The sequence below is a fragment of the Streptomyces sp. NPDC001750 genome (assembly GCF_042892615.1).
Taxonomy (GTDB): Bacteria; Actinomycetota; Actinomycetes; order Streptomycetales; family Streptomycetaceae; genus Streptomyces.
Map to the genome: position 1 here is coordinate 402,747 of NZ_JBIAUE010000001.1, position 12,792 is coordinate 415,538.

14 protein-coding genes are annotated in these 12,792 nt (G+C 74.1%); 1 reads left to right on the plus strand and 13 read right to left on the minus strand.

Features of this window, described 5'->3' with window-relative positions:
• Window positions 1-11: 11 nt before the first annotated feature.
• The 4 genes from ACFYY6_RS01735 to tsaB are packed head-to-tail and all read right to left on the minus strand — an operon-like array spanning window position 12 to window position 2,652.
• A complete protein-coding gene (locus ACFYY6_RS01735) occupies window positions 12-326 on the minus strand; it encodes a hypothetical protein (RefSeq protein WP_351519256.1) in 315 nt (104 codons plus the stop codon).
• On the minus strand, window positions 323-1,429 hold the full coding sequence (tsaD, locus tag ACFYY6_RS01740; RefSeq protein WP_351519257.1) for a tRNA (adenosine(37)-N6)-threonylcarbamoyltransferase complex transferase subunit TsaD: 1,107 nt from the start codon (window positions 1,427-1,429) through the stop codon (window positions 323-325). Before tsaD ends, ACFYY6_RS01735 begins: the two co-directional genes overlap by 4 nt.
• A 3-nt stretch (window positions 1,430-1,432) precedes the next feature.
• Complete coding sequence (gene rimI / locus ACFYY6_RS01745) at window positions 1,433-1,957, minus strand: ribosomal protein S18-alanine N-acetyltransferase (RefSeq protein ID WP_351519297.1); 525 nt, start codon at window positions 1,955-1,957, stop codon at window positions 1,433-1,435.
• A gap of 32 nt (window positions 1,958-1,989) precedes the next feature.
• Entirely contained in the window at window positions 1,990-2,652 is a 663-nt protein-coding gene (tsaB, locus tag ACFYY6_RS01750) for a tRNA (adenosine(37)-N6)-threonylcarbamoyltransferase complex dimerization subunit type 1 TsaB (protein WP_351519259.1), read from the minus strand.
• 203 nt (window positions 2,653-2,855) lie between these two features.
• On the opposite strand from tsaB, the gene ACFYY6_RS01755 reads away from it, so the two are divergent.
• Entirely contained in the window at window positions 2,856-3,392 is a 537-nt protein-coding gene (locus ACFYY6_RS01755) for a hypothetical protein (RefSeq protein ID WP_360117681.1), read from the plus strand.
• A 99-nt stretch (window positions 3,393-3,491) separates the two neighbouring features.
• Here ACFYY6_RS01755 and ACFYY6_RS01760 read toward each other — a convergent pair whose 3' ends face one another.
• From ACFYY6_RS01760 to glmS, 9 genes are all read right to left on the minus strand, one after another.
• Window positions 3,492-4,232, minus strand: coding sequence for a hypothetical protein (locus ACFYY6_RS01760; protein WP_351519260.1), 741 nt, complete (start codon window positions 4,230-4,232; stop codon window positions 3,492-3,494).
• A 120-nt stretch (window positions 4,233-4,352) separates the two neighbouring features.
• Window positions 4,353-4,592 (minus strand): hypothetical protein, encoded by a 240-nt coding sequence (locus tag ACFYY6_RS01765; protein ID WP_351519261.1) that lies wholly within the window; start codon window positions 4,590-4,592, stop codon window positions 4,353-4,355.
• Window positions 4,593-4,816: 224 nt separating this feature from the next.
• Entirely contained in the window at window positions 4,817-5,434 is a 618-nt protein-coding gene (tsaE, locus tag ACFYY6_RS01770) for a tRNA (adenosine(37)-N6)-threonylcarbamoyltransferase complex ATPase subunit type 1 TsaE (RefSeq protein ID WP_351519262.1), read from the minus strand.
• 213 nt (window positions 5,435-5,647) lie between these two features.
• The gene (locus ACFYY6_RS01775; RefSeq protein ID WP_389191254.1) at window positions 5,648-6,934 is read right to left on the minus strand and encodes an alpha/beta fold hydrolase; all 1,287 of its coding nucleotides are present in this window, start codon (window positions 6,932-6,934) and stop codon (window positions 5,648-5,650) included.
• A gap of 124 nt (window positions 6,935-7,058) precedes the next feature.
• Window positions 7,059-8,213, minus strand: coding sequence for an alanine racemase (gene alr, locus ACFYY6_RS01780; protein WP_351629459.1), 1,155 nt, complete (start codon window positions 8,211-8,213; stop codon window positions 7,059-7,061).
• 106 nt (window positions 8,214-8,319) lie between these two features.
• Entirely contained in the window at window positions 8,320-8,718 is a 399-nt protein-coding gene (locus ACFYY6_RS01785; RefSeq protein WP_351519266.1) for a DUF488 family protein, read from the minus strand.
• Window positions 8,719-8,830: 112 nt separating this feature from the next.
• Window positions 8,831-10,327 carry an NAD(P)H-hydrate dehydratase gene (locus ACFYY6_RS01790; protein WP_351629462.1) on the minus strand — a complete coding sequence of 499 codons (1,497 nt, stop codon included), beginning with the start codon at window positions 10,325-10,327 and terminating at the stop codon, window positions 8,831-8,833.
• 3 nt (window positions 10,328-10,330) lie between these two features.
• The gene (locus tag ACFYY6_RS01795; RefSeq protein ID WP_073786857.1) at window positions 10,331-10,699 is read right to left on the minus strand and encodes a holo-ACP synthase; all 369 of its coding nucleotides are present in this window, start codon (window positions 10,697-10,699) and stop codon (window positions 10,331-10,333) included.
• Window positions 10,700-10,754: 55 nt separating this feature from the next.
• A complete protein-coding gene (glmS, locus tag ACFYY6_RS01800) occupies window positions 10,755-12,602 on the minus strand; it encodes a glutamine--fructose-6-phosphate transaminase (isomerizing) (RefSeq protein WP_389191257.1) in 1,848 nt (615 codons plus the stop codon).
• Window positions 12,603-12,792 lie beyond the last annotated feature (190 nt).

Consider the following 12,792-nt stretch of genomic DNA (forward strand, 5'->3'; position numbering starts at 1 on the left):
CCGGCCGGAGGTCACCCGACAGGCTCTCGGCCAAAGCCCGCCCGGTCGGCGGACTCCACCGCCTCCAGCGACTCGAAGCGCCAGCGGTGCACCGGACGGGTCACCAGATCGGCCGCCGGTGAAGGGAGTTCGGGCAGCGCGTCACCGTAGGCCGCGTCCCACCACGTGATGACCAGGACCCGGTCCTGCGGGGCGCGCAGCACCTCGCGCCGCAGCGGCTCGCGGGCCAGTTCGGCCGCGCGGGCGCGCGCCCACTCCAGCAGTTCGGCGCCCCGGCCGGTGACGGCGCGGGCCTCCCACATCAGCGCGACGGTCGTACCGGTCATGAGTAGAGGTTTTCCTTGCTGATCTCGTGCACGTGGTCGTGGCCGTGATGGTGCGCGTGGGCACCAGGCACATGGGCGTCCGTCACCGGCAGCGACGAGTCCGCGGACAGCTCCAGGTCCGAGGCGGCCCGTCCCCGGGCCACCATCTCCGCGCCCAGCGCCGCGACCATCGCCCCGTTGTCCGTGCACAGCCCCGGCCGGGGCACCCGCAGCCGGACGCCGGCCCGTTCGCACCGCTCCTCGGCCAGCGCCCGCAGCCGCGAGTTGGCCGCGACGCCGCCGCCGATCATCAGATGGTCGACGCCCTCGTCCTTGCAGGCCCGGACGGCCTTGCGGGTGAGCACGTCCACCACGGCCTCCTGGAAGGACGCCGCCACGTCCCGTACCGGCACCTCCTCGCCCGCCGCCCGCTTGGCCTCGACCCAGCGGGCCACCGAGGTCTTCAGGCCGGAGAAGGAGAAGTCGTACGCGGGGTCGCGCGAACCGGTCAGTCCGCGCGGGAACGCGATCGCCGCCGGGTCGCCCTCCCGCGCGAGCCGGTCGATGACCGGGCCGCCGGGGAAGCCGAGGTCCAGCACCCGGGCGATCTTGTCGAACGCCTCGCCCGCCGCGTCGTCGATGGTCGCCCCCAGCGGACGCACGTCGCTGGTGATGTCCGGGGCCAGGAGCAGCGAGGAGTGGCCGCCGCTGACCAGCAGCGCCATCGTCGGCTCGGGCAGCGGTCCGTGCTCCAGCTGGTCGACGCAGATGTGCGAGGCCAGGTGGTTCACCCCGTAGAGCGGCTTGCCCAGCGCGTACGCGTACGCCTTCGCCGCCGACACGCCGACCAGCAGCGCGCCCGCGAGTCCGGGACCCGCGGTCACGGAGATCCCGTCGAGGTCGCGGGCGCTGATCCCGGCCTCCTTCAGGGCGCGCTCGATGGTGGGGACCATCGCCTCCAGGTGCGCCCGGGACGCGATCTCCGGGACGACGCCGCCGAAGCGGGCGTGCGTGTCGACGCTGGAGGCGACGGCGTCGGCGAGCAGGGTCGTGCCCCGGACGATGCCGACACCGGTCTCGTCGCAGGAGGTCTCGATGCCGAGTACGAGCGGTTCGTCAGCCATCAGTCAGTTCCAGTTTCCGGTACGGGCTCTTGTTACGTCTTCCTGCGCGTCCGCGTGCGCGTCCACGTCCTGGTGCGCCTCCTCGTGCACGCGCAGGCGCATGACGAGCGCGTCGACGTTGCCCGGCTGGTAGTAGCCGCGGCGGAAGCCGATGGGCTCGAAGCCGAAGCGTTCGTACAGCTTCTGCGCCCGGGTGTTGTCGACGCGGACTTCGAGCAGCACCTCGGCGCACTCGAAGGCCGTGGCGTGCTTGAGCAGGTCGGTGAGGAGCGCGGAACCGAGGCCGCCGCCCCAATGGTCGCGGGTGACGCCGATGGTCTGCACGTCGGCGAGGTCTCCGGCCGCGGCGAGTCCGGCGTAGCCGACGACCCGGCCGGTGACCGGGTCCTCGGCGACGACGTAGTGGCGGGTGGCGCCGGGGCCTCGCGCGTGCGCCAGCTCGGACCAGAACATCCCGGCCGACCAGGCGTCGTCCGGGAACAGCTCGGCTTCCAGCTCCAGCACCGGGCCGATGTCCCACCAGCGCATCTCGCGCAGCACGGCGGTCGTGCTCGTGCTCGTCACTTCGGGGTGACCACCTTGTAGTTCTTCGGCACCTGGGCGTCGGGCCTGCGCAGGTAGAGCGGCCGGGGCGGCAGCAGTTCCGCGCCCGCGGCGAGGCGCTCGGCGGCGAGGGCGGCCAACGCGCCCGCGCCGACGTGCTCGGGGCCCCGGGCGTCCGGGAACGCCTCCGGGTAGAGGACGGCGCCCGCGCCCACGACGGGAAGCCCGGCCAGCGCCCCGGCGATGTCGGCGGGGCGGTCGACGGCGGGTTCCGTGACCCGCGTGCGGAAGTCCTCGTACCGCGCCCAGTAGACCTCCTTGCGGCGCGCGTCCGTCGCGACGGCGAACGGGCCCTCCAGACCGGCCCGCCCGGCGGCGTACGCGAGACCGTCCAGGGTGCACAGCCCGTGCACGGGCACGGAGAGGACGGACCCGAAGGTCGCGGCCGTGACCAGACCGACCCGCAGCCCGGTGTACGGGCCGGGGCCGACGCCCACGACGAGGTCCGTCACGGCGTCGAGTTTCGTACCGGCCTCGGCGAGGACCCGGTCGACGGCGGGCAACAGCAGCTCCCCGTGCCTTCGGGCGTCTACCTGTCCGTACTCGGCGACGACGGAGGTCCCGTCGTGCAGGGCGACGGTGACGGCGGGGGTGGCGGTATCCAAGGCGAGCAAGAGCACGCAAACAGCCTACGGCTCCGCCGGACGGGGCACCGCGCCCCGGCCCGGCGTCCCGGCGGGACGGGCGGGGCCGGGCCCGGCTGCTACCGTCACCGTGCACACGCGAGTACGACCTAACGACGTAAACGCTTGTACGACAAACGCTTGTGCTGTGAACGAAGGCGAAAGGGGCGCGCACGGTGGCTAGGGGCAGCTCGGGAATCGTGGCCGGGCTCACCGCCGCGGCCCTCGCCGCGGTCGGTTTCCTGGCGTACCAGGCATCGGCGAACGCGCCCGACTCCGTCGCGGTTCCGAAGCCGAAGGCGTCCGCCACGGCCACCGCCCCCGCGAAGCCGGAGAAGGAGAAGGAGGCCCCGCCCGCGGTCCCCGCCGGCTCCGGGACCGGCAAGCGGACGGTGTACGCGCTGGCCGACCGCCGGGTGTGGCTCGTCGACGAGAACGACAAGGTGCTCAGGACCTTCGAGGTCGTGCCGAGCGCGCTGAACCCCGCCCCGGGGACGTACCGGGTGACGAGCCGCAGCGAGCCCCCCACCAAGGGTTCGGACGGCGTGATGATCGAGCACGTGGTGCGCTTCGCGCTGGTGGACGGGGTGACCGTCGGCTTCAGCGCGGCGGTGGACGGCTCGATGAAGAGCCCGGACCCCTCGCTGAAGACGGGCGGCGTGCGGATGTCCCGGGCCGACGGGGACGCGATGTGGAACTTCGCCTGGAACCGCACCTCGGTGGTCGTGGTTCCCTGAGCACCGCCGCCGCGGCGGCCGACGGCCCCTGAGCGCGCCGTACGGGCCCCCGCGCCCGGCGCGGGGGCGGTGACCGGTGCCCGAACCGGTGCCGGACGGTCAGGAGCCGAGCAGCCTCGCCGCGTACGCCTCCCGCAGGTCGTCCACGTCCTCCGGCAGGCCCAGGGCACGCGCCGCGGCGGCGAAGTCCCAGTCGGTGATCCGTTCGGCGACGTCGACCGCGCCGAACGCGTTGTCCCGTTCGAAGTCGACGAGGGTCCCGCCCGCGCAGAGCGGCGCACGGCAGGAGTGGTCGCCGTGGGCGAGGTAGAGCGTCCCCGGGCAGCGGACGGCGCCCAGGGCGAGGACCTCGCCCGCCGAGACCCCGTCGCGGCAGACGACCTCGGCGGCGGCGACCATCGTGTAGTCCGGCAGGGCGATGAGGGAGCCGGTGACGGTGAGCGTGCCGAGCACCAGCACCATCGCCTGGTCCTCCAGGACCAGGTCCCCGTCGACGCGCACGTCGCCGCGGGCGATCCTCATCGCCCCCTCGGGCACGACGACGCGCCCCGTCCGGTGTTCGGTCCCGGAGGTGGCGTACGCCTCGGCGAGCACCCGCAGGCCCGCCCACCGGTACTGGTCGGCGCCGTTCAGCCAGCCCCAGAAGGTGTCGGCCGTGAGGTCCTGCGGCGGCGCGCTCATCCGCTTGTCGAGAGCGTCCACGCCGACGTCGTACGCGGCGGCGTCGGCGACGAGGAGCGGGTCGCGCACCAGGTCCGGTCTGACGCGCTCGTACGCCTCGGCGATCCGTCCCGCGTCGAGCCGCAGCCCGTCCGACGACCAGCCCTGCCGTGCACCCATTCCCGGCCTCCCCCTCATGGCCGCCACGGCGTGCTACACACGCGTATGCGTGAGTTCCCCGAGCGGCTCACGACACTTTAGGCGGGGCCGCCGCCGCGCGTCAGTCCCTTCCGGCCGCGGTCAGCCCGCCCGGCGTTCGGGCACGGGAGCGGCGCCGTTGCCGGTGCCGGAGTCCGCCTCGGCGTCGGTCCCGGAGTCCGGGGCGGCATCGGCGGAGGGCTCGGGCGCGGGCGCGGCGGTGTCCGCGTCGCGGTCGTCGGACGGCGGGGGCGGCGTCGAGACCGCCGTCGCCGCCGCGCAGGCCGCCAGCAGGTCGCTCATCGACGGCGGCGGCACTTCGCGTTCGGCGGGCGTCGTCATGGATGCCTCCTGAGGCTCCGATGGCAGGCCTGGTGAGGTAGACCTAACCTGCTCTCACCATCCATGTGACCACGCCCTCCCCGCCCGACGCAACAATTTGCCGACACACTGTCGGAAAGTGTGCACGGGGTCGGGCACGGCCCCCGCAGTCCGTTCCCACCCGTCCTCGGGGCCTCGCGCGGCCCGGCTCCATCGGCCCGCACGACCCTCGCGCGGCCCGCCCGTCAGCCCTCCAGGGCCTCGCGCAGTCCGGCCCAGCGCGCTCCGACGCCGACCAGCGTCACCGAGCGCCGCTCGTCGTCCGTGTCGCCGACCGTGCGATGGATGAGCACCCGCAGCCGGTCCTGCGACAGCTCCTCGACCTTGCCGTCGCCCCACTCCACGACCACCACCGACTCCGGCAGCGACACGTCGAGGTCCAGGTCCTCCATCTCGTCGAGCCCACCGCCCAGCCGGTACGCATCGACGTGGACCAGCGCGGGGCCGCCGGTCAGGGACGGGTGGACGCGGGCGATCACGAAGGTGGGGGACGTGACGGCGCCGCGCACGCCGAGGCCCTCGCCGAGCCCCCGGGTCAGCGTCGTCTTCCCGGCGCCGAGCTCGCCGGTGAGCATCACGAGGTCGCCGGGGCGCAGCACACGGGCGAGCCGGCGGCCCAGGGCCTGCATCTGTTCGGGTGAGTCGACGGCCAGGCCGACCGTGACGGTGTCCGGGCCGGCGTCCTCGCCCGCCCCGGTCGCCGGGCCGCTGTGCGACGCCTCCGTCGCCGGGCCGCCCGGTGGCTCGTCCGTCACGGCGCCGCGCGGCGCGTCCGTCAGCGGGCTGTTGTGCGGTGCTTCCATGTCCGCCAACGTTACGGCCTCGCCCACGATTGTCAGCGGCGTCACGGTGTCTGGGACCTCCGCCTCCGGCGTTGCCGTCAGTCCCCGACGCCCCTTCCCCAAGCTCTCAGCTGCGTTCGAGCAGGGGAGACCCCATCCGACTCCCTCCTCCGCCTTGGATTCGAAGGCCCCAGACGCCGCTCCTTCTCCCACTGCCAATCGTAGGCGAGGCCGTTAGCTCTTGCGGGCGACCGCGCCCACGCGCGCCAGCAGGTCGGCCAGCCGGTCCGTGACCGTCTCCGGGTGCTCCAGCATCACCAGATGGCCGCCGTCCGGCACAATGACCAGCTCCGCCTCCGGCAGCTGGTCGGCGATGGTCTCGCTGTGCGAACTGGGCGTCACCAGGTCCTTGTCGCCCGCCAGGACCAGCACCGGGACTTCGCGGAACGCGGGCAGGACGTGGCTCTTGTCGTGTTCGGTGAAGGCCGGGTAGAACTCGGCGACGACGTCGATCGGGGTGGACTCGATGAGCCGCTCGGCGAACCGTTCCACCGCGGGGTCGACGTCCCGCGAACCGAAGGAGTACCGCTTGATCAGCCCGGCGAACAGGTCGGCGGTCGCCCGACGGCCGCGTTCCACCAGCTCCGCCTGCGAGCCGAGCGCCCTGAGCACCCCGGGCAGCACCCGCCGCACCGCGTTCACGCCCGCGAGCGGCAGCCCGAAACTGACCTCGTCGAGCTTTCCGCTCGATGTGCCGACGAATGCGACGGCGGCCACCCGGTCCCGGACGAGCCGGGGGTACTGCTCGGCGAGCGCCATCATCGTCATGCCGCCCATCGAGTGCCCGACCAGCACCAGCCTGCCCTCGGGTGCGGCCGCGTCGATGACCGCCTTCAGGTCCCGCCCGAGCTGGTCGATGCCGACCGTCACCCCGTCCGCCTGGGCGCGGCCCCGCTCCGAACGGCCGTGACTGCGCTGGTCCCAGTGGACGGTACGGACCAGCCCGCGCAACGCCGCCCGCTGGAAGTGCCAGGAGTCCTGGTTGAGGCAGTAGCCGTGGCTGAACACGATCGTGACGGGCGCGGGCTCCTTGCGGCCGAAGAGTCTGCGGCGGCGGGGACCGTTTCCGGCGGTACGGGAGCCGGTGGCGCGCGCGGTACCGGCGACGCCGGTGCCGGTGTCGGCATCACCGGCGTCGGTGTCGGTCTCGTCGCTCTCGTGCCAGGGCGCCGCGCCGTCCGGATCGACCTCGTCGACCTCGTAGTACAGCTCGGTGCCGTCGTCTGCGACGGCCCGGCCCGGCAGCCCGCGCAGCGAGCCGTACGGACCCGACGCGTCCAGCGCCAGCCGGGCCCTTCTGCGCATGCCGCGCCCCACGGTCAGCCGCTCGACCGCGACACCGGCCGCCGCGCCCGCCGCGAGCACGCCTATGGCGGCCCCGGCGATCCCGGCCCGTCGCCAGCCGACCGTCGTGACCGCGTCCGCCGCGGTCACCGCGTCCGCCGCGCTGATCTCGCTCACCGTGCCGCGCTCCTCGTCGGTCGTGTCCGTCGTGCCCGTCGTGCGGGTCGCCCGTCGGCTCCGGCGCGGACCGGACCGACCGCTCCGGGCCGCCGGACCATGCTGGTCAGGGGCGCCCGGCCGGTCAGGAGCCGGCCGCGGTCCCCTGCAGGTGGATCCGGGGCACCCGGGACCCGATCCGGGTGACGATCTCGTACGCGATCGTGTCGGCGGCCCGGGCCCAGTCCTCGGCGGTCGGCTCGCCGCGGTCCCCCGGGCCGAAGAGGACGGCCTCGTCGCCCACCTCGACCACGTCCCCGTCGAGGTCGACGACGAACTGGTCCATGGCCACCCTGCCCGCGATCCGCCGCTGTACACCGCCGACCAGAACGGGCCCGCGGCCGGAGGCGTGGCGCGGGATGCCGTCCGCGTAACCGAGCGGCACCAGGCCCAGGGTGGTCTCCCGCGAGGTCGTGTAGAGGTGCCCGTAGCTGATCCCGTGACCGGCCGGCGCGTGCTTGACCAGGGCGACCGATGCGGTGAGCGTCATGACGGGGCGCAGCCCGAAGTCGGCCGGGGTGCCCAGTTCGGGGCTGGGCGAGAGGCCGTACATCGCGATCCCGGGCCGTACGAGATCGAAGTGGGTCTCGGGGAGGGTCAGCGTCGCCGGGGAGTTGGCCATGTGCCGGACCTCGGGGTCGATCCCCTCCTTCTCCGCGTACGCGACCATGTCCCGGAACGCGTTCAGCTGCCGGGCGATGGAGGGGTGGCCGGGTTCGTCGGCGCAGGCGAAGTGGGACCAGAGGCCGGTGACCCGGAGGGTGCCGGCCTCCTCGGCGGCGCGGGCGGCGGAGACCAGCTCGGACCAGTCGGCGGGCTGGCAGCCGTTGCGGCCGAGCCCGGTGTCGGCCTTGAGCTGGACCCGGGCCGGAACCCCGGCCTCCTCGGCCGCGGCGACGACCTCGCGCAGCGCCCACATCCCGCTCACCGACACGTCGATGTCGGCCTCGATCGCCTCGCGCCAGGGCCCGCCCGGCGTCCACAGCCAGCACATCACCCGGCCGCCGAGCCCGGCTGCCCGCAGCTCCAGCGCCTCGCGCGGTGTCGCGGTGCCCAGCCAGGTCGCCCCGGCCTCCAGCGCGGCCCGGGCGCAGGGCACGGCCCCGTGCCCGTAAGCGTCGGCTTTCACAACCGCCATGAGGTGCGCTCCGCCCACCCGTGCGCGCAGTTCACGCACGTTCGCGCGCAGTGCGGCGAGGTCGATCTCGGCTCGGGCTCTCAAGGACGCTGTCTCGTTCATCGTGCCCCAGTCTCTCAGAGGCACGTGTTGTGCCTTTTCCGTGCACGGCCGGAAGGGGCCCGGGACCGGCCCGCCCCGGACCGTCCGGTCCGCCGGGGAGCCCGTCTCAGTGATGGCGCAGCTCGTGCTCCAAGTGGTCGACGAGGACCGGGACGTGGCTGTGCGGTACGTCCTTGACCGCCGTGACCAGGGTCACCGGGCCGCCCCCGCGGACCAGGTCCACCAGTTCGCCGACGGCCGCCGTGTGGACGGGGTCGGCCAGTTCGGCCCGGTAGCGGTCGACGAAGCCGTCGTAACGGGCGCCGGTGCGGTCCTCGTGGTACCAGGAGCGCAGTTCCTTCGACGGCGTGACGTCCTTGAACCACTTGTCGATCCCGGCCCGGTCCTTGGCCACGCCGCGCGGCCAGAGCCGGTCGACGAGGACGCGGGTGCCGTCGCCGTCCTCCGGCGGGTCGTACACCCGGCGTACGCGTACGTTGCCGCTTCTGTCGCTGCTCCTGCCCATGGCCGGCCCTCCTGTCGGCGCGTGTCGCCCCGTGCCCGCGCGCCCCGTCACGCTTGCGCGCTGCCGTCGTGGCCCGTGCCCGGGGCCCGTCGTGGCCTGTGCCCAGGATCACTCAGGCCCGTACGTCCCGCCACGCCGCCGGGATCGCCTCCGCGACGTCCTGGGCGGCGACCGGCGAACCGTCGGCGGCGTACCGGGCGGCGAGACCGTGCAGGTAGGCACCGGCGGACGCGGCGTCGCGCGGGACGAGGCCCGCCGCCAGCAGGGAGCCAGTCAGCCCGGAGAGGACATCGCCGCTGCCGGCCGTGGCCAGCCAGGAGGTGCCGGTCGGATTGACCCGTACGGGGACGTTCCGGTCGGCGGTGGCGACCAGGGTCGTCGACCCCTTCAGCAGGACCGTGGCCCGGTGACGCTCGGCCAGTTCCCGTACGGCGGCGAGCCGGCCGGCCTCCACCTCCTCGCGGGGGACGCCGAGCAGGGCGGCGGCCTCGCCCGCGTGCGGGGTGAGGACGGTCGGCGCGGTGCGCGCCCGCACGGCGTCGCGGTCGAGCAGTCGCAGCCCGTCCGCGTCGACGAGCACCGGGACGTCCGCCGCCAGCACGTCGCCGACCGCTTCGGCGGCCTCCGCGCCGTCACCGAGCCCGGGTCCCACCACCCACGCCTGCACCTGCCCCGCCTTCGACGGCGGGCCGGCGTGGACCAGGGTCTCCGGGTGACGGGCGATCACCGCGCCGCTGCCCGGACCGACGTACCGCACCGCCCCGGCGCCGCCGCGCAGCGCCCCCGAGACGGCCAGCACCGCGGCCCCCGGGTACCGGGCCGAACCCGCGACGATCCCGACGACGCCCCGCCGGTACTTGTCGCTCTCGTTCGCGGGCACCGGCAGCAGCGCGGCGAGGTCCGCGTACTGCAACGCCTCCAGGTCGGGCACGTCCGGCAGTTCGGGCCCGAGCCCGATGTCGACGAGGTGCAGTGCGCCCGCGCGTTCGGCGGCCGGGTCGACGAGGAGGCCCGGTTTGTACGTGCCGAAGGTCACGGTCGCGTCGGCGCGCACGGCGTCGCCGAGCACCTCGCCGGTGTCGGCCTCGACCCCGCTGGGCAGGTCGACGGCGACGACGGCCGCGCCGGTCGCCGTGAAGGCCCGGACCAGTGCGGCGGCGTCCGGTCGCAGACCGCCGTGTCCGCCGATGCCGGTGATCCCGTCCACGACGAGGTCGACGTGCCCGCCCCAGGCGGCGGCCGTCGGCGGGCCGTCCGGTCCCGCGCCCTCGCCCGGTGCCGTGCCCGGCTCCACCACGCGTCCGCCCGCCGCGACCAGTGCGGCGGCTCCGCCCGCGTGCGCGCGGCCCGGCGAGGTGAGCACGGCGCGCACCCCGGCGCCCCGGCGGGCCAGCCGCGCACCGGCGTACAACGCGTCACCCCCGTTGTCCCCACTGCCGACGAGCAGGACGACCCGCGCCCCGTACACCCGTCCGCGCCGTCGCAGCACGTCGGCACAGGCCGCCGCGAGCCCCGCCGCGGCGCGCTGCATCAGGGCGCCCTCGGGCAGTCGGTCCATCAGGGCGCGCTCGGCGGCCCGTACGGTCTCCACGCTGTAGGCGGTACGCATGGTTCAACCCTCCGCGATCACCACGGCCGACGCCACTCCCGCGTCGTGACTGAGCGACACGTGCCAGTGCCGCACGCCCAGCTCGGCGGCGCGCGCGGCGACCGTGCCGCGGACCCGCAGCCGGGGCTGCCCGCTGTCCTCGACATAGACCTCGGCGTCCGTCCACAGCAGTCCGGCCGGCGCGCCGAGCGCCTTGGCGATGGCCTCCTTGGCGGCGAACCGCGCGGCGAGCGAGGCGATGCCGCGCCGCTCGCCGCTGGGCAGCAGCCGTTCCCGTTCCAGGAAGAGCCGGTCGGCCAGGTGCGGCGTGCGCTTCAGCGCCGCGTCGAACCGTTCGATCTCGGCCACGTCGATCCCCACCCCGATGATCACAGGCGTTCCTCATCACTCGCTCGCTGGTGTGCACGCGCGCCGGCGGGCCGGCGCGCTACTCCACGGTCACGGACTTCGCCAGATTGCGCGGCTGGTCCACGTCGTTGCCGCGGGCCGTCGCGAGTTCGCAGGCGAAGACCTGCAACGGCACGGTCGAGACCAGCGGCTGAAGCAGCGTAGGCGTTGCCGGGATCCTGATGAGGTGGTCGGCGTAGGGAACGACCGATTCGTCGCCCTCCTCGGCGATGACGACGGTGCGGGCGCCACGGGCCCGGATCTCCTGGATGTTCGACACGATCTTGTCGTGCAGCACCGACCGGCCGCGGGGCGAGGGCACGACCACGACGACCGGCAGACCGTCCTCGACGAGCGCGATCGGCCCGTGCTTGAGCTCGCCGGCGGCGAAGCCCTCGGCATGCATGTACGCGAGTTCCTTGAGCTTGAGCGCGCCTTCGAGGGCGACCGGGTAGCCGACGTGGCGGCCCAGGAAGAGGACGGTGTCGTGGTCGGCGAGGGACCGGGCCAGCGCCCGGACCGGTTCCATGGTCCCCAGGACGCGGGCGACCGCCCCGGACATCTCGGAGAGCTGACGGATCACGGTACGGATCTCGTCGCCCCCCTTGGTGCCGCAGTTCTGCCCCAGGTAGAGGGCGACGAGGTAGCAGGCGACGAGCTGGGTGAGGAACGCCTTCGTGGAGGCGACGGCGACCTCGGGTCCGGCGTGCGTGTAGAGCACGGCGTCGGACTCGCGGGGGATGGTGGAGCCGTTCGTGTTGCAGATGGCGAGGACCTTCGCGCCCTGTTCGCGGGCGTGGCGTACGGCCATCAGGGTGTCCATGGTCTCGCCGGACTGGGAGATCGCGATGACGAGGGTGCGGTGGTCGAGGATCGGGTCGCGATAGCGGAACTCGCTGGCCAGCTCGGTCTCGCAGGGGATCCGGGTCCAGTGCTCGACGGCGTACTTGGCGATCATCCCGGCGTGGAACGCGGTGCCGCAGGCGACGACCACGACCTTGTCGACCTCCCGCAGCTCGTGGGGCGCGATCCGCACCTCGTCGAGGTGGAGGGCGCCCGCGCCGTCGATCCGCCCGAGGAGCGTGTCGGCGACGGCCCGGGGCTGTTCGGCGATCTCCTTGAGCATGAAGGAGGCGTGACCGCCCTTCTCGGCGGCGGACACGTCCCAGTCCACGTGGTACTCGCGGACGGTCGCGGGCCTGCCGTCGAGATCGGTGACGGTGACGCCGTCGCGGCGCAGCTCCACCACCTGGTCCTGGCCCAGCTCGATCGCGGAGCGGGTGTGCGCGATGAACGCGGCCACGTCGGAGGCCAGGAACGCCTCGTCCGCCCCCACCCCCACGACGAGCGGCGAGTTGCGCCGGGCCCCGACCACCGTGTCCAGCGCGTCCGCGTGCACGGCGACGAGGGTGAACGCACCCTCGAGCCGCCGGCACACCTGCCGCATCGCCTCCGCCAGGTCCGCGCAGGACGAGAACTCCTCGGCCAGGAGGTGGGCGACGACCTCGGTGTCGGTCTCGGACGCCAGGTCGTGGCCGCGCTCGGCGAGTTCGGCGCGCAGCCGGGCGAAGTTCTCGATGATCCCGTTGTGCACGACCGCGACCCGGCCCGCGTTGTCCAGGTGCGGGTGCGCGTTCGCGTCGGTGGGCGCTCCATGGGTGGCCCAGCGGGTGTGCCCGATCCCGGTGGTGCCGGCCGGAAGGGGCGCCTCGGCCAGGGCCTTCTCCAGGTTGACGAGCTTGCCCGCCCGCTTCGCCGCGGCCAGCCCGCCGTCCGCGAGCACGGCGACGCCCGCCGAGTCGTAGCCCCGGTATTCAAGACGCTTCAGCCCCGCGACGACGACGTCCTGCGCCGACTGCCCACCGACGTATCCGATGATCCCGCACATACCGTTCCCTTCTCTGCGCCTCATTGCCTTCCGGGTCATTCACCCCCTCCGTCCCGAATCGTCGCAGAAGCCGGGGAGGGCGGCAGGGAACGCGTCACGGGAATGGGGCCGGGCGCAAAGGACGGGAATTTCGGGGCCGCGGCGGTCCGGCCGGGCGTTCCCCGGCCGGCCGACGGGTCCGATCGGGTGA